The 22,575-nt window shown below is 62.0% G+C and carries 23 protein-coding genes; 5 read left to right on the top strand and 18 right to left on the bottom strand.

Annotated features, from left to right (window positions below; all coding sequences use genetic code 11):
- Nucleotides 1-30 precede the first annotated feature (30 nt).
- The 4 genes from M1E05_RS12035 to M1E05_RS12020 form a co-directional block, all read right to left on the bottom strand.
- Nucleotides 31-765, bottom strand: a complete 735-nt coding sequence (locus tag M1E05_RS12035; protein WP_461163068.1) for an SDR family NAD(P)-dependent oxidoreductase — start codon at nt 763-765, stop codon at nt 31-33.
- Between the two features lie 36 nt (nt 766-801).
- A complete protein-coding gene (locus M1E05_RS12030) occupies nt 802-1,908 on the bottom strand; it encodes an alanine racemase (RefSeq protein WP_461163067.1) in 1,107 nt (368 codons plus the stop codon).
- Nucleotides 1,909-2,044: 136 nt separating this feature from the next.
- Entirely contained in the window at nt 2,045-2,530 is a 486-nt protein-coding gene (locus M1E05_RS12025) for a RidA family protein (RefSeq protein ID WP_461163066.1), read from the bottom strand.
- 15 nt (nt 2,531-2,545) lie between these two features.
- Nucleotides 2,546-3,241, bottom strand: coding sequence for a haloacid dehalogenase type II (locus M1E05_RS12020; protein WP_461163065.1), 696 nt, complete (start codon nt 3,239-3,241; stop codon nt 2,546-2,548).
- Between the two features lie 163 nt (nt 3,242-3,404).
- Between M1E05_RS12020 and M1E05_RS12015 the strand changes: the two genes are divergently transcribed.
- From M1E05_RS12015 to M1E05_RS12005, 3 genes are all read left to right on the top strand, one after another.
- The gene (locus tag M1E05_RS12015; protein WP_458114180.1) at nt 3,405-3,563 is read left to right on the top strand and encodes a type 2 periplasmic-binding domain-containing protein; all 159 of its coding nucleotides are present in this window, start codon (nt 3,405-3,407) and stop codon (nt 3,561-3,563) included.
- Nucleotides 3,564-3,771: 208 nt separating this feature from the next.
- The gene (locus tag M1E05_RS12010; protein WP_461163064.1) at nt 3,772-4,038 is read left to right on the top strand and encodes a hypothetical protein; all 267 of its coding nucleotides are present in this window, start codon (nt 3,772-3,774) and stop codon (nt 4,036-4,038) included.
- A 218-nt stretch (nt 4,039-4,256) separates the two neighbouring features.
- Nucleotides 4,257-4,604, top strand: coding sequence for a cupin domain-containing protein (locus M1E05_RS12005; protein ID WP_458114179.1), 348 nt, complete (start codon nt 4,257-4,259; stop codon nt 4,602-4,604).
- Between the two features lie 201 nt (nt 4,605-4,805).
- On the opposite strand, the gene M1E05_RS12000 is transcribed toward M1E05_RS12005, so the two are convergent.
- The 5 genes from M1E05_RS12000 to aztB form a co-directional block, all read right to left on the bottom strand.
- Nucleotides 4,806-5,876 carry a DNA polymerase IV gene (locus tag M1E05_RS12000; protein ID WP_461163063.1) on the bottom strand — a complete coding sequence of 357 codons (1,071 nt, stop codon included), beginning with the start codon at nt 5,874-5,876 and terminating at the stop codon, nt 4,806-4,808.
- A gap of 146 nt (nt 5,877-6,022) precedes the next feature.
- Entirely contained in the window at nt 6,023-7,243 is a 1,221-nt protein-coding gene (gene aztD, locus M1E05_RS11995; RefSeq protein ID WP_461163062.1) for a zinc metallochaperone AztD, read from the bottom strand.
- A 40-nt stretch (nt 7,244-7,283) separates the two neighbouring features.
- Nucleotides 7,284-8,201, bottom strand: coding sequence for a zinc ABC transporter substrate-binding protein AztC (gene aztC, locus M1E05_RS11990; RefSeq protein ID WP_458114176.1), 918 nt, complete (start codon nt 8,199-8,201; stop codon nt 7,284-7,286).
- Nucleotides 8,198-9,418 (bottom strand): hypothetical protein, encoded by a 1,221-nt coding sequence (locus M1E05_RS11985; protein WP_461163061.1) that lies wholly within the window; start codon nt 9,416-9,418, stop codon nt 8,198-8,200. Before M1E05_RS11985 ends, aztC begins: the two co-directional genes overlap by 4 nt.
- Entirely contained in the window at nt 9,399-10,337 is a 939-nt protein-coding gene (gene aztB, locus M1E05_RS11980; protein WP_458114174.1) for a zinc ABC transporter permease AztB, read from the bottom strand. Before aztB ends, M1E05_RS11985 begins: the two co-directional genes overlap by 20 nt.
- 56 nt (nt 10,338-10,393) lie before the next feature.
- Here aztB and aztA point away from each other — a divergent pair, with 56 nt between their 5' ends.
- A complete protein-coding gene (gene aztA / locus M1E05_RS11975; protein ID WP_461163060.1) occupies nt 10,394-11,050 on the top strand; it encodes a zinc ABC transporter ATP-binding protein AztA in 657 nt (218 codons plus the stop codon).
- Nucleotides 11,051-11,116: 66 nt separating this feature from the next.
- Here aztA and M1E05_RS11970 read toward each other — a convergent pair whose 3' ends face one another.
- On the bottom strand, nt 11,117-11,317 hold the full coding sequence (locus M1E05_RS11970) for a hypothetical protein (protein WP_461163059.1): 201 nt from the start codon (nt 11,315-11,317) through the stop codon (nt 11,117-11,119).
- An 84-nt stretch (nt 11,318-11,401) separates the two neighbouring features.
- Nucleotides 11,402-13,342, bottom strand: a complete 1,941-nt coding sequence (locus M1E05_RS11965; protein ID WP_458114171.1) for a BCCT family transporter — start codon at nt 13,340-13,342, stop codon at nt 11,402-11,404.
- Nucleotides 13,343-13,859: 517 nt separating this feature from the next.
- Between M1E05_RS11965 and M1E05_RS11960 the strand changes: the two genes are divergently transcribed.
- Entirely contained in the window at nt 13,860-14,003 is a 144-nt protein-coding gene (locus M1E05_RS11960) for a hypothetical protein (protein WP_461163058.1), read from the top strand.
- Here M1E05_RS11960 and M1E05_RS11955 read toward each other — a convergent pair.
- From M1E05_RS11955 to M1E05_RS11925, 7 genes are all read right to left on the bottom strand, one after another.
- On the bottom strand, nt 13,988-14,791 hold the full coding sequence (locus M1E05_RS11955; protein WP_461163057.1) for an IclR family transcriptional regulator: 804 nt from the start codon (nt 14,789-14,791) through the stop codon (nt 13,988-13,990). The genes M1E05_RS11960 and M1E05_RS11955 overlap by 16 nt on opposite strands.
- A 146-nt stretch (nt 14,792-14,937) precedes the next feature.
- Complete coding sequence (gene fdhD, locus M1E05_RS11950; protein ID WP_461163056.1) at nt 14,938-15,819, bottom strand: formate dehydrogenase accessory sulfurtransferase FdhD; 882 nt, start codon at nt 15,817-15,819, stop codon at nt 14,938-14,940.
- Nucleotides 15,807-17,102: a molybdopterin molybdotransferase MoeA gene (locus M1E05_RS11945; RefSeq protein ID WP_461163055.1), complete on the bottom strand. Its 1,296-nt coding sequence runs from the start codon at nt 17,100-17,102 to the stop codon at nt 15,807-15,809. The genes fdhD and M1E05_RS11945 overlap by 13 nt, the downstream gene beginning before the upstream one ends.
- 127 nt (nt 17,103-17,229) lie before the next feature.
- On the bottom strand, nt 17,230-18,447 hold the full coding sequence (gene fdhA / locus M1E05_RS11940; protein WP_309107560.1) for a formaldehyde dehydrogenase, glutathione-independent: 1,218 nt from the start codon (nt 18,445-18,447) through the stop codon (nt 17,230-17,232).
- 311 nt (nt 18,448-18,758) lie between these two features.
- Nucleotides 18,759-19,361 (bottom strand): GTP cyclohydrolase I FolE, encoded by a 603-nt coding sequence (gene folE / locus M1E05_RS11935; protein ID WP_461163054.1) that lies wholly within the window; start codon nt 19,359-19,361, stop codon nt 18,759-18,761.
- Entirely contained in the window at nt 19,358-21,685 is a 2,328-nt protein-coding gene (locus M1E05_RS11930) for an FdhF/YdeP family oxidoreductase (RefSeq protein ID WP_461163053.1), read from the bottom strand. Before M1E05_RS11930 ends, folE begins: the two co-directional genes overlap by 4 nt.
- A gap of 12 nt (nt 21,686-21,697) precedes the next feature.
- A complete protein-coding gene (locus M1E05_RS11925; protein ID WP_461163052.1) occupies nt 21,698-22,573 on the bottom strand; it encodes a methylenetetrahydrofolate reductase in 876 nt (291 codons plus the stop codon).
- Nucleotides 22,574-22,575: the final 2 nt, after the last annotated feature.

The following is a 22,575-nucleotide window of genomic DNA, read 5'->3' as shown; positions in this document are numbered from 1 at the left end:
TCCTTATTTATCTGGGAACGGTTGTGGTGTTCAGGCTGCGGTGTATCCGCCGTCGACGGGCAGGACCGCTCCGGTGATGTAGGACGATTCCTTCGACGCCATGAAAAGGATGGCGTCGGCGATCTCTGCGGGGGTGGCCAGGCGCTGGAGCGGAATCTGCCCCTCGCGCTGGGCGCGGTAGGCATCGGGGTCCTCCCTGCGCTGGAACGACGCTTCGATGATCGGGGTCGCAGTCAGACCCGGAGCGACGACATTCACACGGATGTTCCGTGAGGCCCATTCGATCGCGGCGCCCTTCGCCAGCATGATCAGGCCTCCCTTGGCCGCGGAGTACAGGACTTCATCGGGCTTGCCGACCATGCCCAACCGGGAACTGACGAGGACGAACGAGCCCCCCGTGGCGGGCATCAGCGGCGCGAAGTGCTTCATCACCAGGAACGAGCTGAGCAGGTTGCTGTGGAGGACGTTTTTCGCATCCTCGTAGGCCATCTCTGTCAGCGGGCCGCTTACCTGCAGGCCGTGGTTGAGGACGACGACGTCCACGGTGCCGAAGGACTCGGCGGCCTGGCGTGCAAGGCTTTCGACAAATGCCTCGTCATTGAGGTCTCCGGGGACATACAGGTCCTCTGGCTTCGCGTTGTCGAGGTGCTCTCTGCGGCCGGTGAGCAGCAGCCGGGCACCTTCATTGCGGAAGTGGGAACAAACTGCTTCCCCGATTCCGCTGTTGGCGCCGGTGACCAGGGCGGTGGTCTTATCAAGTCTCATGTCAGACATTCCTTCGTGGGCTTTAGTTCGGGGTGGTCAGTTGAGGAACCCGCGGGCGTCGACGGGCCACCGTTCCAGGGTTGTGCCGGTGCTGTCGGTGACGATGTACTCCTCGAAATTGACCACCACCGGGCAGACGTGGTTGGGGACCACGGGAAGCACCGTGCCGACGCTTGGGCGGAAGTCTCCGCCGGGCAGGGGGAGGAAGCCGTGGTATTCGTTGAGCCTGGACAGGACGGCGTTAGTGCCGGCAATGGCGCCGTAGCCGATCTCGGGGTTGCCTTCGCGGCCGAGGGCTTTGGTGCCGATGTCCAGGATGACCTGATCGGGGACCCAGTCGCTGACCACGGTGCCGGCGACGAACAGCGCGATCTGATCCGCGGTGCAGGCACCGAGCCTGGTGTTGTTCAAGTCGTTGAAGACGTACTCGCCGGGCCGGATCTCGGTGATGACGCTGTTGGTGGCGAATTCCACGGTGGGTGTGGAACCGGCGCTGACCACCTCAGGGGTGATTCCGGCTGCGGTGAGGCTGCGCACCGCCGTCACGAGCGCGGCATCCTGGTCACTTGCGGCACGCTTGCGGGCATCCGGACCGGCGCTCCCATGGCCCGGATAGGTAAAGACCCCGGCCGGCACCAGGCCGCGCTTTCGCGCGGCCAGGGCGAGATCGCCTGCGGCCTCGGGAGCAGCCCCGGAACGGCGGGCACCACAGTCGACCTCGATCACGACCTGCAGCAGCCCTGGCTCGTCCCCCATCGCATCGGCGAGGGCGTTGATTGCCGCGACGTTATCGGCGCCGACTCGCAGCCGGGTGGTTTCGGCGAGTTTGCGGATCCGGGGACCTTTCGTTCCGGCGGCCCAGACCGGGTAGGCGATGAAGATGTCGTCGAACCCGGCGGCTGCGAAGACCTCTGCCTCACCGACGTTGCCTGCGGTGATTCCGACCGCCCCGGCTTTGACCTGGCGCCGCCCGATTTCGACGCACTTGTGGGTCTTGACGTGCGGCCTGACGTCGAGGTTCTGAGCGTTGGCGAAGGCCTGCATGCGGTCGATGTTCTCCTGCATCACGTGCGCCAGCACGATCGGTGAGGGGCTATCGATTCGCTCGAGGAGAGCCTCGAGTGCTGATTGAATGCGGTTCACGCTGTACTCCTCACGATTCTGTGAATGGTTGATCGAGGGTAGGGATCTGACCTCCTCGGATGCTGATTGTTCGGGACCCGCTGCAGCGGGTCCCGAACAACATCGCCGTCGCGCGTTGCCGCCGTCGTGCCTGTTACTAAACTGCCGTGCAGATCATCTGGATCTCTACCGGCGTGTTCAGGGGCAGCCCGGCGACCCCGATCGCAGTGCGGGCGTGCCGACCGTTCTCGCCCAAGACCTCGATGAGCAACTCACTGGCCGCGTTGGCGACCTTTGACTGCAGACCGAAGCCCGGCCCACTGGCCACGAAGACCAGCATCTGCACGATCCGGACGCGGTCCAGATCGCCTACCGCCTGCACAGCGGCAGCCAGGCAGTTCAGCGCGCAATGGCGCGCGAGCTCTCGCGCCGTCTCCAGGTCCACGTCCCGGCCCACAACGCCCTGTCCCAGCAGCACACCGTCCTTGAACGGCAGCTGGCCGGAGATATGGATGCTGGAGTCCACAGCCCTGTGGTCCACGTAGTACGCATTATCAGCGAGGACGGGCAGCTCCAGGCCCAGGGCCCCGAGACGATCTGAAGCCCAGTGGCCCTTTACGGTTTGTGGCAGTGGCAAACTCATCTGTACAGGTCTCCCTTAGGAGGCTGCGGGGCGCGGCAGGCCGAAGAGGACGGGGAGGTCGGCGATGTCGGTGATCCGCTCGTAGCCGAGCCAGTGCTCGTCGTGCTCGAAGCCGCGGTCGACATACACCTTGTTCTTGATGTCCATGATGGCCGCGGGGCGGTGGTCGTACACCGGGCTCGCGGACACGTGCACGATCTCATCCGGTGTCACGCCAAGCTTGTCGAACATGTACTCAAATGCACCGAGCCGCGGCTTGTACATCCCCATCTGCTCGGCGCTGATGATGACCTCGAACGGGGCCTTGAGGTTCTCTGCAAGTTGCACAGCATGCGCGGTGTCGCTGTTCGTGATGATGACCAGCGGAACCGCCTCAGCCAGGCGGTTCAATGCCTCTGTGACACCCGGGTACGGCTGAAAAGAGGGGACAATCTCATAAACCGCCCGTGCGTCAGCCGCATGGAACTCCAGACCGAGCCGACGCGAGGCGCGTTCCATCGAGTCGGCGACAATCTGGTGGAACGGCTTGTACTCGCCAGTGCACTCATCGATGCGATACGCCTTGCAGGCCCGCAGGTAATCATCGGCGATCTCAGCCGGCAACCGGTTACCCAGGACCTTACGGATCGCATCGTTGATAGCGAATTTGATCAGCGTTCCGTTCATGTCGAACGTAGCGAACTTCGGCTTGGTTGCGAATTCGAATGCCATTTCATCCTCCAAATTATTGACGTTTCGTCGATTGTCGACGACACATTGGTTACTGCGTCGATTGTCGACGATACGCGCTTGGTTGGGGGGTGTCAACGATTCATTGTGACGCTTTGGGGAAGAAGGAGCAGGAGTACGTAGTACGTAATACGTCAGGGGCAGCATGATCAGCGACGACGGGGACGTGGTGACCGACTGGTGCATCCAGGGCCTCGGCTTGATTATGCGCTACACGTGGCACGTCAACCCGCTGATCCTGCAGGGAGTACTTCAGCAGGTCCTCCCGGAGGTCCAGACGCCCAGCCCCGGACCATTACGCTAGACCTTTAGTCGCGCAAGGCCGGCGTCCCCCGGACATGCGGGACATGCCGACCTGGAAGAAGCTGTCTGCCGGTGCACGAAGCCGCTTCGATAGGAAAATTTGTGAAATTTGTCGTCATATTTCGGACCCCCTGCAGTTGGCAAAATGACTGTGGGCCACGAGCTTTCGAAAATCACCGGCTTCAGACTTTTCCAACAAAGATGCACACGTGTACTTCGTTGAGTTCCAGGCTGATCTGGAGGAGCGGCTGAGCCGGAACGAAACGGAATTCAGGTTGTCACACAAGGCATCCAAGCGGGATATAAAAAGTTCCAGGAAGCGTTTGTTGGAAGACGACAAGAAATACAAGCTGAATTCTGACGGCGGTTCTTTCATCAAAAATAACTACCTCAAAATAGATAACACGAACTTATCTGCACTCGAAACTGCCCGGATAATTGCAGACGAACTCGCATTCACGCCGAAGATCGGATGACCGACGAGCTACGCGCGCCGGTAGAACAGATGCTCGATGCCGCGGACGCCGAACTGACCTCTGAACGCGGGTACATCCCAGCTGCAAGCACCAGGTCAAGCGCGCAGTCGACTGCAGGGATGTCCGGGGGCCAGCGTCGAAACGCGAGTGCGATAGACGCGTACTGATCCAATAGAGTAGGATTGTCAACAATTCACGATCCACTGGAAGGAAAAATCATGCGTCCATACGTATACGTCCCTGCCGCTGAGGTTCAGGGCGAACTCGAGCCTAACGGCTACCGCGCCGGCTACGACTCAGGTGACCCCAAGACGGCAATCCTGAAGTTCGACACCGAGGTCAAGACCGGCGTCTGGGAGTGCCAGCCTGGCGGCTGGGACATAACCCCCCGCGAGGACACCGAGCTCTGCTACATCGTGAGCGGCCGCGTGACCGTCACCGACAACGCCACCGGCAACGTTTATGAAGTGTCTGCCGGCGACGTGGTGGTTCAGCCCAAGGGCTGGACGGGCCGCTGGGAGGTCACCGAGACCATCCGCAAGGTTTACTGCCACGGCTTCGACTGATCGTCGTCTAACCTCACGCCGTGCTAACGGGCCGTACCCTCATTGAGGGTGCGGTCCGCCTGCGTCTCCGGCACTGCAGCAGGATCGAGTCGCGTCGTTGAGCGCTCCAGCAGCCCGGACGGGCCGGTGACCTCTCAAATCACTCGGCCACTTTCGGATTTGCCATTGCGTCGCATCCTTGAGGGATCTGCGGCCGCTCTGTCACCATCCGCTGCGGGTAGGGGTATGCCCTTGCCGTGAGTCTTCGGGCATCGGCATTTCGGCCCGCAGCCCCAGGAGCCGGATGGGGCGATCCGGCTCGATCTTCGCCGCGAGGTCGAGGGTGCGTGCGAGCACTTCTGCCGGGTCCGACGTCTGGGGGATCCTCCGGCCGTACGTCTTGGTGAGGAACGGGGCGTAGCGGACCTTAAGCGTCAGCCCGATCACCGGCCGCCCCTCGGCCGCGACATCTTCCAGGACCTGCGCCGCCAACTCCCTGACGGCGTCGTGAATCTGCCCGGACTCAGTCAGATCCCGCTGGAAGGTGGTTTCGCGGCTGTGCCCGCGGGCCACCCAAGGCGTGTCATCGACTGTCCGTGCGCCGTCACCCCGCCCGAGCTGGGCATACCAGGGGCCCATCTTCGGACCGAACTCGGGGACAAGGTCATCAGGATTGGACGCTGCGAGCTGTGCAACCGTCTCTATGCCGAGCGTGGCAAGGCGACGCGACACCCTCGTACCCACGCCCCACAGCTCGATCGTCGGCCGGCTCCCCATGACCTCGAGCCAGTTAGCATGCGTGAGCCGGAAGACGCCGGCTGGCTTGCCGAACGTCGTCGCAACCTTGGCACGGACCAGAGTGTCACCGATGCCCACGCTGCAGTGCAACCGGGTCTCCTCAAGGACCGCCTGCTGCAATCGCCGGGCGTACGCCTCGGGATTCTCCGTCAGCACCCCAACGAAAGCTTCATCCCAGCCGAGCACCTGGACCGTGGCGCCCGGTTGCGAGTGGAGCACCGACATGACTTTTTCGGACGCAGCGAGGTAAGCATCAGCGTCCACGGGCAGGATGACGGCGTCGGGCACTTTCCGTGCTGCGATGCGCAGCGGCATTCCCGAGCCGACGCCGTACTTCCTTGCTTCGTAGGACGCCGTCGAGACTACCGCCCGTTCCGTCGGATCACCGCGGCCGCCAACGATCACTGCCTTCCCGGCAAGCTCGGGCCGACGCAGCACTTCGACAGCTGCTATGAACTGGTCAAGGTCCACATGCAGCACCCATGGTTCGCTCACAGCCCCAGTCTGCCCCGGGAGGGCGCTCCGCACCACCGTTTATCTGCAGTCCCTCTTCGATTCGGAAGCCATTGATTGCTGAGCAGACGCCCTTTTGAACCTCCAAAAGGGCACCTACTCAGCAATCGACGCTGAAGGAAAGTGAGCTATCCGGTGACGCCCGTGAGTTCGTTAGGCGTCTCTTTCAGGGTGCCCGAACCGGTGATCTTCCCTGACTCGATATCCACAGCATGGATAGTATTTTTGGACGGTTCCGTGATGAAGGCTGTGTGCTCATTCACGAAAACCGTCGGCCGGGGATCCTGCCACTTCAGAGGCTCTTCCCAAGGCGCAACCACCGGGATGGTCTTGGTTACCGCTGCAGTCTTCGGATCGATGACGTGGAGGGCGCCGTCTGTGCCGAGCACCAGACCTTCACCGTGCGGTCCGCGGGCCAGTGAGCGGAAGCTGTAGCTGGTTCCCAGGTCCACCAGAGTGAGTTCCTTGGTCTTGGTGTTGATCAGTGAAATCTGTTCCGGGCGCTCAAGTTCGGCATCCTTCTCCTGCTTGTAGTCGCCCAGAGTCACCTCGGATTCCTCGGAGCCAGCCTGGTTACCGATGCGGCCGTACTTGGTAGGGCTTTCCAGTTTGGTGATCTCGCCCTTCGAGTAAATCAGGACCCCCGTCTGGCAACCGATGACCACCGCTTCTCCGGAGGCCGCGGCTTCGCCGTGCACGCCCGGGCAGTTCTCGTTCCTGGCGATTTCCTTGCCGTCCTTGTCGAAGACAACGATGCCGGGGCGTTCTTTCTCGTTGCCCAGGGTGAGGACCAGTTCGCCGTTGGAGAGTTCGACGGCGACACCGTGGTGGGCTTCCGCGGCCTTGTGGATCTCCGTCTTCGGCTGCCCGTTGGCTAGGCTGCTCGATTCGAAAATGGTCACCTCTCCAGTTCCATCGCTGAAGAGGATGGTCTTGCCATCGTGGCGGACCACGTGCCCCGGCTTGCTAGCGGGGAAGTTGATGTCCGTCATGGCCGGGGCTTGGGCATAGTGCTTGTCGCCCTCGCTCCACGCACCGGTATCCAGCACCTTGAATCCCTCGGTGGTGGCGATGATGACGTGGCGGCCGTCGCCTGCGGCGTTTACACGGTTGAAGCCGTCCATCGGAAAGTCGCCGAGGACCTCGAACGTCTTCCCGTCGAGGACTTTGACACCGCCTTCGTAGGTGGTTACGAGGCGGGCGACCGCATCGGCAACAGTGGACGCGCTGGCTGACGGGATCGTGGTGCTGCTCCCGGCCGGGGTGGCGTTAGCTCCGCAGCCTGTGAGCAGCAAGCCTGTGACGGCCAGGGCTGTTACTAGGCGGGCGGGTGTAGTGCGGTAATGCATGCGTGTTTTTTCCTTTTCCTATGGGTTGACGAGTGATCACTCAAGACAATGCTTTGGTGATGCGCTCAGTGTTGGACCGCATCATTTCGAGATAGGTGTGTGCACCGGATCCTTCTATTCCCAGAGATTCAGTGAAGAGTGGGACCACGGTGATGTCCTGCCCAGCTTCCGCGGCGAGCACTTTCGCCAGGCGTTCCGGTTGGGAGGAATCTGCGAAGATTGCAACCACGCCTGCTTCGCGGATCTTGCCGGTGAGGTCGTTGAGATCAGCCGAACTGGGGGAGGCCAAGGTGGTTCCGCTAGGGATGACCGCTCCGATGACATCGAAACCGAATCGCTGTGCCAGATAGCCGAAGACGTGGTGGTTGGTGATGAGCTTGCGCTTGCCGGGATCTATGCTGGCGAAACTTTCTTCCATTGAAGCCTCAAGCTTGTCCAGCTCTGCGGCATAGCTGGCCGTCTGGGAGCGCACGGCCGCGCCGTCAACTCCGTCCACGTGCTCCACGATGCTGTCCGCGATTGCCTCAGTGGCCAGCGCTACCCGGGACGGGTCCGTCCAAAAATGTGGGTCTGCAGCGCTGTCACCGTCATCGTGGGTGAAATTCAGAGGTTCGACGGCGTCCATGGTGGCCAGCGTGGGGACGCCTTCTGCCGCGGCGGCCTCCACGTGGTTGAGGACCCCCTCCTCCAGGCCTGCGCCGTTGTGGATGACAAGATCGGCGTTCTCGATGACGGCGGCCTGCTGAGCTGAGATGCCAAAGGAGTGCGGATCGGCATTAGATTCCATCAACACCACGACCTCCGCCTGGTCTCCTACCAGGTTGCGGGTGATGTCGCCCAGGATATTGGTAGTGACGACGACGGCGGGCCGCTCTGCCGTTGCTGCCGAACACCCGCTCAGCGCGAGGCCAAGCGCCAGAAGGGCCGCGGCCGCCCTGGCTGCTGTGCCGCGCTTCACAGTCCCGTCTCCAGTACGACGTCGGCGGCGGGAACGTTGAAGGTCCGGGCGACCCGGAGCCCGTCCGCGTAGTCGATTTCGCGGACTGTTGAACCGGCAGGGTCGCTGAGGTAGGCCCGTGCGGCGTCAATATAGAGCTGCGGGATGGTGCCTTCTTGTGCCGAAAGGGGTTTGAGCATTGCCGCTTGGGCGGTCACTTCTCCGGAGGACGGATTGATGGTCATCAGAGAACCGTCGACGCCGAGGGCCAGCACGCGTTTGGTGTCGCCCACGGCTGAGGCAGCGACCACCGGAAGGGGAGTCTTCAGGTATTTCCAGGTACGTTTTGACACGTTCAGGTGCCATACGCCGCCGTCGCCTGCAAACGCGGCGAGTTCGTTGGAGCCCGGTCGGTGAGCAAGACGTGTTGCGGGGGGAATGCCGGCTGCGTCGGCAGGGTACACGATCTTCTCCGCCTCGAACTTGCCGTCGTCCTCGGTGATGAGCAGGGCACCATCCTTGCATGCCAGCACCACGCCAACCCGGGTAGTGGCATGCGCTAATGAACCGGCGCACTGCTGTTCGCCGAGCACCACGTTGTTCTTGGCGTCGCGGACCTCCACTGCGCCGGCAGCGGTGCCCTCGCCTGCAATGCTGGCGACAAAGTGCCCTTCGTAGGGGATCACAAAGCCCTTGTGAGCCGTGGTGGTGATACGCGCAGCTTCGACGACAACGCCAGAGTCCAGGTCCTTGTGCTCGTAGATGGAAGCGTAGCCACCGGATTCGGAGAACACCGCCAGGGAAATGCCGTCTCCGGCCACAACACCAGGATCCGGAACGGTGATGTTGCCCACCTGACGGGGCTCGGAGCTGTAGTAGTGCATGTGGTCACCGTGGTCCACCGTCCACGCACCGGTATCGAACACCTTGACGGCGTCTGACGTAGTGACCAGCGCGTAACGGCCATCCTGCTGGACGGCGTCGATGGCGCCGAACGTCCCGGCGTCGACCGTCTTTTCAGTAAGGAGGGAGAGCAGTTGCGATTGCCCGGTTTCCCGGTCGAAGGTAAGCAGGCCGGTCTGCGGCTCGCTGTTCTCCTGTGCCCCTGCGATATAGCCGTGGGGCGTAGCGTCGGTTGTAGGAGCGGTTTGGTTGCCTGGGCTGTTACCCGCGCAGGCAGAAAGCAGCAGCGGGAGGCCAAGCAGAAGGGAAGAGAGTTTACGGGTGGTGCGGTGCACTGGAAAGGGGCTCCAATTCTGGCTCTGATACGGGGGTGAGGGGGGAAGCGTCTGCGGGTGCCGGCAGGACGTCTTTACGGACGGTGGCGCGGGGGATCGTGGCATCCTTGCGGACCGCGGATCGGGCGAGGGCGGAAACGAAGTAGGACAGGGCCGCAACGAGGGCAATGGTTGCGCCGGCGGCGGTTGATGCGTACCAGGAGATCCAGAGACCGGCGACCACGCTGGCGACGCCGATCACGGAGCCAAGGATCATGACCGTCCGGATCGTCTTTGCCCACACCAGGGCAGCCGCGGGCGGAGCGATGAGCAGGCCAAAGACCAGGAGTGTTCCTACGACCTGGAATGACGCGGCCACGGCGAGGGTGATCAGGCACAACAACACGAAGTGGGCGAGCCGGGGCCGCAGCCCAAGGGTTGCCGCCTTCTGCTGGTTGAACGCTGCCGCCATGAACGCGCGGTGGAAGACAGCAGCCGCTGCCAGGACGAAGATCCCAACGACCGACAGCACCATAATGTCCGTGGTTCCAACGGCGAGGACGTCGCCAAAGAGGGTGCCGGTGAGATCCACAGCGAATGAGCCCGAGGCCGACACGATGATTACGCCGAGCGACAACATCACCACGAACAACAATCCGATGGCGGTGTCCTGGGAGACCTTGCGGTTCCGGGTGATGGCGGAGACCCCGGCCGCCGTTGCCGCCGCGCTCAAGGCTGCACCAAGGATGAGGTTGCCGCCCAGCAGTGACGCGATGGCGATGCCGGGCAGCAGCCCGTGCGACATCGCGTCGCCAAGGAAGGCCATTCCCCGTACTACCACCCAGGTTCCGACGACGGCGCAGACGACCGCGACCAGGGCGCCGCCGAGCACGGCGCGTTGTACAAATGAAGCGCTCAGGGGATCAAATAACCATTCCATCGTCGCTCATCGTACACTAGCTAATGAGACTTATTCGCAATAAGAAAAGAGACGAAATGTCTTCGGTGATCTTCAGGAACGCTGGATTTGCCTACCCGGACAGGCAGGCTTTAGCCGACGTGTCGCTTGGCTTCGAACCGTCAACCCACACCGTGCTGACGGGGCAGAACGGATCCGGGAAGTCAACACTGCTCGCGCTCACGGCGGGGGTGCTGCGGCCGACACAGGGAACAGTATCCGTCACCACCACACAACGGGCCGCTTTCGTCATCCAGCAGGCGCGGACACCTGAATCCATGCCCTGCACTGTCCGCCAGGCAGTGGAAATGGGCAGATGGCCGCACCGGCGCGGATTACTGCCACTGCGGGCCCTGGACCGGCAGGTGGTCGCAACGGCGATGAAGAGAATGGGGATCGCGGACCTTGCCAACCGTCAGCTCAGCGAACTCTCGGGCGGTCAGCACCAGCGGACGCTCGTCGCACAAGGGCTGGCGCAGGAATCGGACGTCCTCATCCTGGACGAGCCCACGGCTGGCCTGGACCGGGCAGCATACCAACTGATCAGAACAGCGATTGATGAAGAATTACGGCGCGGTGTGACCGTCATTGAGTCATCCCATGACTTGAGGGATATCGAACGCGCGGGCAGAGTCATCACCCTCGATCGGGGACGAGTCAGCTCCGATACCCGGCAGAAGCCGCCGACGCCGTGATTGGACGCGCAGGGCGCCCCGCAGGATTGCCTGCGGGGCGCCTGGATAAGACAGGGGGATGGGTGGCTAATTCTTTTGTCCGGGCACCTCGGTATCGATATATGACCCGGGGCGGCTAACTGCGCGGACGTCCCCCTGGCAGCCGCACTTGGCGTCGATTTCCAGCCGGACTGTAACGGGTTCGGCATCTTCGAGGCTGACGGTGAACGAGGTGTTGCCTTCACCTGATATGCGAAGGACCTTTTCTTTTTGCTGGGAGTCGCGCATTTGCTTCCGTTCTTCTAAAGGCAAGAGGACAAGGGGAGGCCGAAGATCCTGACACCGGAGGGCCAGGATCTTCGGCCGCCGTATCTAGTTGGTTCTGTCGTTCCCCGGGCAGGGTGTCCCGTCCGAACAACCGTCGTGGTGTTCATGCCTGGTAACGAGGTCGAACTGGACATGGCCGTGTTGCTCCACGCCCGTACGGATCGCACGTTCCATCACATTGGTGGCCAGACGTTGCCGCAGCGCCAGCGGGTCGCGGCGGAGGTCCTTGACGAGGGCGAAGCACAGCAGCAGCATCACCACCACGAAGGGAAGGGCGGCGACGATGGTGATGCGTTGGAGGCCGGACAGGGCCTCCGAGGGCACGTCTCCGCCCGCCAGGAGCATGACGGCGGCGACGGCCCCGGTGAGGGTGCCCCAGAAAATGACCACTCCGCGGCGGGGTTCCTCGGCGCCGTTGGAGCTGAGCGATCCCATCACGATGGAGGCCGCGTCTGCGCCGGTGATAAAGAAGATCCCTACCAGGACCATTGCCAGGACGATGACTGCCGCGACAGCCCAGGCCGGCATGCCCAGGTTCTTGACCAGATCGAAAAGGGCGCCGTCGAAGCTAACGGACGGGACGCCGTCGACCATGGTGACCAGGCCGGGCGTGCCGGCCTTATCGGCTTCCTGCTGCACATGGAAGGCGGTGCCGCCGAAGATGCCGAACCAGATCACACTGACGACGCTGGGCACCAGCAGCACGCCGGTGACAAACTGCCGGATGGTGCGCCCGCGGCTGATCCGGGCGATGAACATGCCCACGAAGGGTGTCCAGGACACCCACCAGGCCCAGTAGAAGATGGTCCAGCCAGACATCCAGCTGCGCAGCGCCTCGTCGCCCACCGCTTCGGTTCGGGAAGACATCTCTGCCAGGTCCCTCGCGTAGTCGCCGACTGCTGCGGGGATCAGGTTGAGAATGAAAAGGGTGGGTCCTGCCACGAAGACGATCAGGGCCAGGATCACGGCCAGGACCATGTTGATATTGGAGAGCCACTGGATTCCGCGGCTGATGCCGGAAACCGCGGAAGCGACAAAACAGGTTGTCAGGACGGCCACGATGGCCACGAGCACCGGGGTGCCGATTTCTCCCACCCAGCCGTTGGACGTCATGCCGCTGCCGATTTGCAGGGCGCCGAGGCCCAGCGATGCCGCTGTGCCGAAGAGCGTGGCGAAAATGGCAAGGATATTGATGAACTTGCCGACCGGACCTTCAACTACGCGGATGCCGAACAGGGACGTGAAGGCGGCGGAGATCAGCTGTTTGCGGCCCAGGCGGTAGGTTCCGTAGGCCATGGCTATACCCACCACTGCGTACATGGCCCACGGGTGCAGGGTCCAGTGGAAGATTGACGTGGCCATTGCAGTCTGGATGGCAGCCGGGGTGCTGCCGTCAACGGTTCCCGGCGGCGGGGAAACGTAGTGGTAGAGAGGCTCGGCCACGCCGTAGAACATCAGGCCGATGCCCATGCCGGCGGCGAACATCATGGCCACCCAGGAGACGGTGCGGAATTCGGGCTTCTCGCCGTCCTTGCCCAGCGGGATGTTGCCGAACTTGCCCAAGGCCAGCCACAGCACAAAGATGACGAAGAGGGAGGCCAGGACCATAAAGAGCCATCCGGTGTACTCCATAACCCAACCCAGGGCGCTCGTCGAGGAGGCTGAGAGGCTGTCCCGGCCAACGAATCCCCAGATCACGAAGGCGACGGCAATGGCGCCTGTGATCCCAAAGGTGACTTTGTCCAGGGTGAGTTTCGTCTTCCGGCGTGCCGAAACGGCCTGCTCGGTTTTGGCATTGCGAAGCTCTTCCAGGATCTGGTCGTATTCTTCTGAATCCGGCAAAGTGCTGGCAGTTCCATCCTCAGGGATGAGCACGACTGCGTCGATACCGTCCTCTGAAGCCAGTTCCTCGATTCTTAGCCTATCCGCGTCAGCTTCGCTGACGGGAGGTTTCTTGGGGGGTTTTGTGTCGCTGTTTATAGCCATGATTTGGTCCTTTGCTTGGGAGTCATGGACTGCGTGTTTTAGAGGTGACCGTTGACCGTCAGTCCGGCAGGAAGGTTGGGGGTTCCGTGGATTCGGTGATCATGATGTCGCCGTTTGTGACTTTGACCTCATGGGACCGGACGGGCAGTTTGGCTGGTGGGGCATTGATTTTCCGGTTTGCGGGCAATCGGCGGAGCCGTGCCAAGCCGAAGTGCCAACCCTGGAGCGAGTTCACTGAGCGGGCAGGGCTTGTGCACGTTGCACCTTTCCAGGGTCGGGGAACAGATAGCGAATGCTGCAGGGGGAACCTCTATAACGTTCCGCATGAGACAACAGAATTCGCGCTAAGCAACAGCGTGCGCCTCGTCACACTCAATGTCAAGATATTTCTGAGCCTCCAAACCACCCTGGACAGTAAGCGTGGCCCTACGTCCCATGTTGCAGATGCTGACAGCTGTTGCGTAATGAGCAATCGAGATGACTTTGGAAGGGTCACTCTGTAGAGACACCAGCAGTCGTGGGAGCTTCCTTGGCCGACCTGTCGGTAGCAAGGGCCGCCCGCGGGGTCTTGAGCTTTGCGGCCGCCTCAGCGGAGCTCCTCCAGCGCATCAACCAGCAGGACTTCGACGCCGCCAGGGTGCGGGGTCACCGTTGCGTGTAGCCCATTTTCTCGCTGATCCGCAGTCCCGCTTCGCGGAGGGATGTGATGAGCTCGGGGACCTTTTCGGCGTCGAAGCGGAAGGCCGGTCCTGAAATGCTCACCGAGCCAACTACTGCGGCCACGTGGTTATAGACCGGAACAGCAAGAGCGTTCAAGCCGATCTCGAGTTCCTCTCTCGACTCCGCATACCCGTTATGGGCGACATCCAGCAACTGCTTTTCCAGTGCTTCCCGGCTGGTGATGGTGCGGGGTGTGCGGGCAGACAGGCCAACCTCATCAAGGATCTTCCGGCGTTCATCGGCGGGCAGCGCTGCCAGAAAAACCTTGCCACTGGAAGTGGCATGGAGAGGGGTCAGGCCTCCGACCCAGTCGTGCGTGGCCAGGCTGGAGGGTCCAAGCGCCTGGTCAACGTTGACGGCGTAACCTGAACGCAGGACTGCAAGGTTGACCGTTTCCTTGCTCTGATGCGCCAGATCCTCCAGGATCGGCCGGGCCTCCCGCACCAGGCTGAGGCGGGCGGGGATGGAGGCTGCGAGGCGAAGGATGCCGAAGCCAAGCTGATACTTTCCACGGCCGCTGTTCTGCTGGACCATTTCAGAGCCCGCAAGGGATTCGAGCAGCCGAAAGACGGTGGACTTGTGAACGCCCATTTCCTCCGCGATGTCACTCACGCCTGCATGTCCGTCGCGTGAGAGGATCTCGAGGATCTGCAGGGCACGGTCAACGGACTGCACGCCGCCAGCCTGCCCGTTTGCATTCTTTTGGGCGTCAAGGTCATTTCTGGCCATGATCCACACCTACGTCTTTCTGTGGCCAAACAAGAGGCTGAAAACACCCGCCTTGTGTTTGATCCTAGACCGGAATGGTTAGACCCCCGCAATTCCCCTGTTACAGCGGAAGCATGTGTCCGTTCACTCTTGCGGCCTAGATGACGTCAAAGCAGGACATGGTTCTCCTCTCGGCTCACGTTCTGCGGGCGGCCCAGCCTGTCCCTGCCGGCATAGATATTCAGGCTGTGCCCCCGGTTGAAGCCAACCAATGTCACCCCGGTTTCGACGGCGAGCTCGGCGGCCAGGCTTGACGGCGCACTCACGGCAGATAAGACAGGAATGCCCGCCATAGCTGCCTTCTGGACAAGCTCGAAGGAGGCCCGTCCTGAAACCTGAAGGACGGTGCCGCTCAACGGCAACAGGTTCTGGCGTAACGCCCAACCTACAACTTTGTCCACTGCGTTATGGCGTCCAACATCCTCACGGAGACAGAGTAACTCCGGGGTGGTGCCGTCCACTTTGAACAGGCCGGCCGCATGCACGCCGCCCGTCTTATCGAACACCGCCTGGGCTTCGCGAAGCCGCTCCGGGAGTTCGGCGAGGACATCCACGGGAATCCGCAGCGCGTCACGGGACGGGTCAAAGCGAAGGGTCTTGCGGACGGAATCGATCGAGTCCGTCCCGCAGATGCCGCAGGAGCTTGAAGTGTAGACATGCCGCATGGTGTCGGGCATGGGAACATCCGGTCTCAGCTGGGCATCGATGACGTTATACGTCTGTTCTGCCCCCGCATCTCCGCTGCAAAAGCGCAGTGATACCAGCTCGGAGTGGGAGCTGATGATGCCTTCCGAAACCAGAAACCCCGCCACCAGGTCAAAATCGTCCCCAGGGGTCCTCATGGTGACCGCGAAAGAGCGGCCGCTGATACGGATTTCCAGGGGCTCCTCAGCGGCAAGTAAATCTTCTTTGAACCGTACCGGGTATTCAGTGCCGGATCCGTCGAGGTGGAAGCGATGGATCCTCCGGCGTTGAGTCATGCGTGCCATGTGGTGCTCCGCACTCGGTTGGCGGTGGACAGGATCGTGTTGTTGGACTTTGTCCAAGGGAGCGGGAGCACAGAAACCGTCTCGCCGGACAGGACTCCGCCAGGGGGAACAGCCATGACACCATCAGCTGCGGCCAGTCCACGGAGCATTCCGGGGCCGGTGTGCGGGACGGGAAAGGCCAACCCCTCGATGAGCCTGAAGGGAATCAGGCGAGTACGGCCGGGGCAGGGATCAACGTCTGCTGCAGACGTCACCTGCCCGATGGCGGAGAGGGACCTTCCTCCCAGTGCATCCAGCAGTGGTGCACCAATACTGATGAGGGCCATCATTGCTGCCAAGGGGTTGCCGGGCAGTCCGACGACGAAGCGGCCGCCCGGCAGCCCGGCCAGGACAGCCGGGTGGCCGGGGCGCATGGCGATGCCATCCAGCAGCAGGTGTCCGCCGAGAGCGGCGATGGCATTGCGAAAATGATCTGTCCCGGAACATCCGGTTCCACCAGTGGTGATGGTTACGTCCGGCCTTGGTCCGGGTAATGTTTCTGAGCCGCCCAATGCCGTGAGCCATTCACCGTAGGAATCCCCGACGCGCAGGGAGCCGGCGGGTGTGCCGCCCAGAAGGGAAATGACTGAGCCCAGCTGGGGACCAAAAGCGTCTCTGACATGTCCTGGTTCCGGAACACCCGCCGTCACTACTTCGGCACCGGTCAGTACGATTCCAACCAGCGGTTTGCCCTGCACCTGGAGATGGTCATGGCCGGCCACGGCTGCGAGCGCAACGTGGCCGGGGTTCAATTCCGTACCGGCGGGGATCAGCACTTCACCGGCCGCAGCTTCTTCGCCGGCAGGACGGATATGGCGGCCCTGACCCGGCTCACCGTGCTTTGCAGCGTCATTAAGCCGCAGGAGAGTGTTGCCTGCAGCGTCTTGGTGAATCTCCCCGCTTTCTTTGCGGAGTATCGACGTGGCACCGGCAGGTACCAGCCCGCCTGTCGCTATGACGCCGGCACTCCCGGGTAGGAGAAATTTCCTTTTGTCGGTAACGACCCATGGACCGCATCCGCTAATGGCCCAGCCGTCCATGGCAGAGGAGTCGTAGTGGGGGAGCTCCTGCAGGGCGGCGACGTCGCGGGTCAGGGTGCGGCCTGCTGCCGATGAGAGCGGGACCTCCACCGGTGCGAGCGGGGCAGCGCAATCGAAAGCCAGCTGGCGCGCTTCGGACCAGGTGGGGGAGGCATGCTCGGATGGGCCCCAAGCAGGGAGCAACTTCGATGTGCGACTGCTCATGGTGGTTTCCTGGACGAGCAAAGGTGCCCCTTTTCTGAAGGTAATGATGCACTGAAAGGTGGGGCCGGAGAATGTGGGATCGCACCATACGGTGCTTGCCCCGATCTCCGGCCCCGTTAGCGGCCTGCTACGCCTTGACGTATCCATTCGGGTTGAGCACGAACTTAGTTGCCGAGCCGGCGTCGAATTCCGCGTATCCGCGCGGCGCTTCATCGAGCGGGATTGCCTTGGCGTTCACTGCCTTGGCAATCTGCACCTTGTCATGCAGGATGGCCATCATCAGTTGGCGGTTGTACTTCATCACCGGGCACTGGCCAGTGGTGAAGGACAGAGATTTCGCCCATCCGGTTCCCAGCGACAGCGAGAGGGACCCGTGCTGGGCCGCCTCGTCGATTCCGCCGGGGTCACCGGTCACGTAGAGTCCCGGGATGCCCAGGGCGCCACCTGCTGCAGTGATGTCCATGAGGGAGTTCAGCACAGTGGCCGGCGCTTCGTGCGAGGCGTCCTTGCCGTGCCCGCGGGCTTCGAATCCGACTGCATCCACGCCACAGTCCACTTCGGGCACGCCGAGGATCTGCTCAATTTGGTCCTTCGGGTCACCCTTGGAGACGTTCACCGTTTCGCATCCGAAGGACCTGGCCTGAACGAGGCGGTCTTCGTTGATGTCTCCGACAATGACGACTGCCGCACCAAGCAGCTGCGCACCGACGGCGGCCGCCAGGCCCACCGGACCCGCGCCTGCGATGTAGACAGTGGAACCGACGCCCACTCCTGCCGTGACTGCTCCGTGGAAGCCAGTGGGGAAGATGTCCGAGAGCATGGTCAAGTCCATGATCTTCTCCAAGGCCTGGTCCCGGTCGGGGAACTTCAACAGGTTCCAGTCTGCGTAGGGAACCAATACGTACTCCGCCTGGCCGCCAACCCAGCCGCCCATGTCCACGTAGCCGTAGGCGCTGCCGGGCCTGTCGGGGTTAACGTTCAGGCAGATACCTGTCTTGCGTTCCTTGCAGTTGCGGCAGCGGCCGCAGGAGATGTTGAAGGGCACGGAGACGATATCGCCGACCTTAATGAATTCGACATCCGGGCCGACTTCCACCACCTCACCGGTGATTTCGTGCCCCAGGACCAAGTCCCGCGGCGCCGTGGTCCGGCCGCGCACCATGTGCTGGTCCGACCCGCAGATGTTGGTGGTAACCGTGCGGAGGACCACACCGTGGCGAACCTTCCGGCCGACATTGGCGGGATTGACGCCGGGTCCATCCTTAAGTTCGAACGTCGGGTAGTCGGTATTGATGATCTCGACGACGCCGGGTTCCTTATAGGCAACGGCTCTGTTTCCTGACATGGACACTCCTTTGGATACGGGGGTGGTGCTGGGATTTTGATGCCAGGCCTGCCTCACGGTTGGCCCTGCACTGGTCCGGTAAATCGCCGGAGTGCCCCGTCACCCGAAAACGGTGCTTCGATGTACCTCCCCAGGCGTCAAAAACCACCGAAGCACCCTTCACGGGAACGGGACAGCTCATACTTCGCGAAGACGAAGACTGTCAGCGGGATGCCGTACCGGTCATGCAAAGAGACTGATATTTTTGCATGACAACTAAAGATATATCAGTTATATCGTAGAGTAGCCCTAAGGCAGTGTCCAGACATTTCTTACCGGCTGCGAATGAGGCTCAGTGCCTCAGCACGGGCGGCGGGCAGGCGTAGTTCGCCGCGGACTGCGGAGGTGATGGTCTTTGCCCCTGGCTTACGGACGCCCCTCATGGACATACACAGGTGTTCGCATTCGACCACCACAATCGCGCCCAGCGGACGCAGTGATGAGACCAGCGCGTCCACCACCTCGGTGGTAAGTCGCTCCTGTACCTGCGGGCGTCGCGCAAACACGTCCACCAGCCTGGCCAGTTTGCTGAGGCCGGTTACGAGTCCTTCTGCCGAAGGGATGTAGCCCACATGCGCCACGCCATGGAACGGCACCAGATGGTGTTCACATGTGGAATAGAAAGCGATGTCCTTGACGATGACCATCTCACCGTGACCCAGGTCAAACGTCCTGTCCAGGACTGCCAGGGGATCCTCATGGAGCCCGCCAAACGTTTCCGCGGCGGCGCGGGCCACGCGGGCGGGAGTGTCCGCCAGTCCGGGCCTTTCAGGATCCTCTCCGATGGCCAGAAGGTATTCTCGAACCGCCCGTTCCACCCTGGGCCCGTCCACCCCCTTGGCCTCTGTCGTTTGTGTGCTCAGGCGGGCGCTCACGGTTCAGCGCGTTCGAGTCGGATGATGACGGACTTGGAGGTGGGCGTACCGCTGGTGTCTGCTACTGAATCAAGCGGAACGAGGACATTGGTTTCCGGATAGTAGGCTGCCGCGCATCCCTTCGGCGTCGAGTAAGCCACGATGCGGAAGTTTTCGGCCCGGCGTTCCGTCCCTTGGAATTCGGAGATGAGATGCACCATGGTCCCGTCCGTGAACCCCAGTTCCACTATGTCCTCGGCGTTGATCATGACGACGCGGCGCCCGCCATGGATTCCGCGATACCGATCATCCTTGCCGTAGATAGTGGTGTTGTACTGGTCGTGGGATCGCAGTGTCTGAAGGACCAGCCGTCCCGCAGGGACCCTGATGAATTCGAGGTCATTGCCTGTGAAGTGGGCCTTGCCTGAAGCGGTGTCGAACTCCCTGGCGTCCCGGGGCGGGTGGGGGAGGATGAACCCGCCGGGGTTCTTGATTCGTTCCTCGAAATTCTCAAAGCCGCTGAGGACGCCCTCGATGTGTTTTCTGATAATCGAGTAGTCGTCCCGCATGGCGAGCCAGTCGGCTTTCGGGGTGTTGGGCAGCGGGTGGTTTGCATTGTCCGTGAACAGCTTATGGGCGAGGTTGCACACAATGGCCACTTCGGACTGCAGGTGCTCGCTGGCGGGCTTAAGGCGTCCGCGGGAGGCGTGGACCGCACTCATGGAATCTTCCACGGTCACTCTCTGGTCGCCTGTGCGTTGGGTGTCCTTCTCGGTGCGTCCCAGCGTCGGAAGAATCAGGGCGCGACGGCCCGTCGAGACGTGGGAATGGTTCAGTTTTGTGGAGATCTGCACGGTCAGCCGTGTGTTTGCCAGCGCCTGTTCCGTAACCTCGGAATCCGGGGCCGCCCGTACGAAGTTGCCGCCCATGCCGATAAAGACCCGCACCTTTCCGTCCCGCATGGCGCGAATGGCAGCCACGGTGTCGAACCCATGGGCCCTGGGGGAGAGGAAACGGAATTCTTCGTCAAGCCGGTCGTGGAAAGTCTCCGGCATCTTTTCGAAGATACCCATGGTCCTGTCACCCTGGACGTTGGAGTGGCCGCGGACAGGGCAGACGCCGGCTCCGGGCTTCCCGATGTTGCCCTGCAGAAGCAGGACGTTGACCACATCACGAAGGGTGGGTACCGAGTGCTTGTGCTGGGTCAGGCCCATGGCCCAGCAGACGATGGTGGCGCTGGAGGCCAGCAGGCGTTCACCCGTGGACTGGATCTGTTCCAGTGTGAGTCCGGTGGCTTCCACGATGTCGTCCCATTCGGCCTTTTCAAGGTGCCGCAGATATTCGTCAATGCCCACGGTGTGGTGCTTGATGAATTCATGGTCCAGCACTGTGCCCAGGCCAGGGGTCTTGCGCCCCTGCGCTTCGGCTTCGAGCAGGTACTTGCCAAGCCCCTGGAAGAGGGCCTGATCGCCACCTGCGCGGATCTGCAGGAAGTCGTCGGTCAATTCGGTGCCCATCACCATTCCGGAAATGGTCTGCGGGTTCTCGAACCGAAGCAGCCCGGCCTCGGGAAGCGGATTGACGGAGATAATGACGGCGCCGTTCTTCTTTGCCTTCTCCAGGGCGCTGAGCATGCGGGGGTGGTTGGTGCCTGGATTCTGACCCGCCACGAAAATCAGGGACGCAGTCTCCACGTCGGTGAGGCTGACGGAACCTTTGCCGATGCCGATGGTTTCGACCAGTGCTGAGCCGGATGATTCGTGACACATGTTGGAGCAGTCCGGCAAATTGTTCGTCCCGATGCCCCGGACGAGCAGCTGGTAGGCGAAGGCTGCCTCATTCGACGTCCGGCCGGAAGTGTAGAAGACCGATTGGTCGGGGTGATCCATGTCTCTGATTTCCTGGGCGATCAGCTCATAAGCGTCGTCCCAGTCGATTGGCCTGTAGTGGGTGGCACCTTCGTCGAGCAGCATCGGATGCGTCAAACGGCCTTGTTGACCCAGCCAGTAGTCGTCGCGCATCTTCAGGTCGGCAATCGAGTGCTGCGCGAAGAATTCAGGGGTGACACGTCGGCGTGTGGCTTCTTCTGCAACTGCCTTGGCACCGTTCTCGCAGAATTCAGCGGCATTGCGCTTTTCGTGCTCAGGCCAGGCGCAACCCATGCAGTCGAACCCATCCACTTGGTTGACTGCCAGCAGCGTTTGGACGCTGCGCAGCGGGCCCATCTGCTCGAGGGAGATCTTCAGCGAGTTAACGACCGCGGGGATGCCGACGGCCTTGGACTTCGGCTTCGTCACGCTCAGTTCTGACTCGTCGATATTGTGCTTAGGGGCTTTGGAAGCCATGGGGTCTTCCCTTCAGATCTTCGCAGGAAACAGTGGAGTGGTGGCATTGCGCCGAGCCAGCGTGGCGGTGGGCTGCAAGGCCGGCAGACTTTGCAGGAGGCCAGGCAAGCGGCTGAGGTCATTGAAGGTGTAGACATGGAATCCGGCAAAGAGGGGATCGCCCGCCAATTCCTGGTGGACCTCCCGAATCAGGCGTCCGCTGTCGTAGCTTAGGAAGTCGTCTCCGCGCATGAGTGCTCCCGCCATCCCCGTACCCCGGGCAAGCTTGAGAGAGCGGCCCACCCCGAGGCGTGCTCCCATGGACACCAGCTTCCTGATGGAGACTGGGCCGGGGACTCCAACCCAGACGGGTAACTCCAGGCCACTAGTGCGGATTGTCGTGACGTACCGGCTGATCGCCTCGGCTGAGAAGCACATTTGCGTGACTATGGACGACGCAAAAGGTGCTTTCGTGTGCAGGCTGCCGCTGAGTTGCTCCTGGCTGAGTTGCGGGTGGCCTTCAGGGTAGCCGGCAATGCCTATGGAGAAGTCAGAAGAATACGCCTTAACCGCCTCAAGAAGTTCTCCACTCCACGAGTAGGGACCTGCAGGCGTTCGCCGGTCCCCGGCAACAAGAAAAAGCTCGGAGACGCCCGCTTCCTGGAGCGGCAGAAGCAGGGAATGCAGTTCTGCCTGGCTGGTGATGCTGCGGGCAGCGAGATGGGGAACTGTGTGATAACCCTTGCGTGCCAGGTTTACTGAGGCTTCCACCGTTCTGCCAGGCCCGTGGTGGGGGAGACACGTCACGCTGACGGAACTCTTCCTGTCAAAAGCCGTGGAGAGTTGCTTGAGGAGATCGGCAGACGGAACAACTTCCAGCCGTACCCGCGCAACAGCTTCGTTGCTCATTG

Source organism: Arthrobacter sp. R4-81 (genome assembly GCF_054792365.1).
The sequence above is the reverse complement of the archived record's forward strand: the minus strand, read 5'-3'. Positions and strand labels throughout refer to the sequence as shown.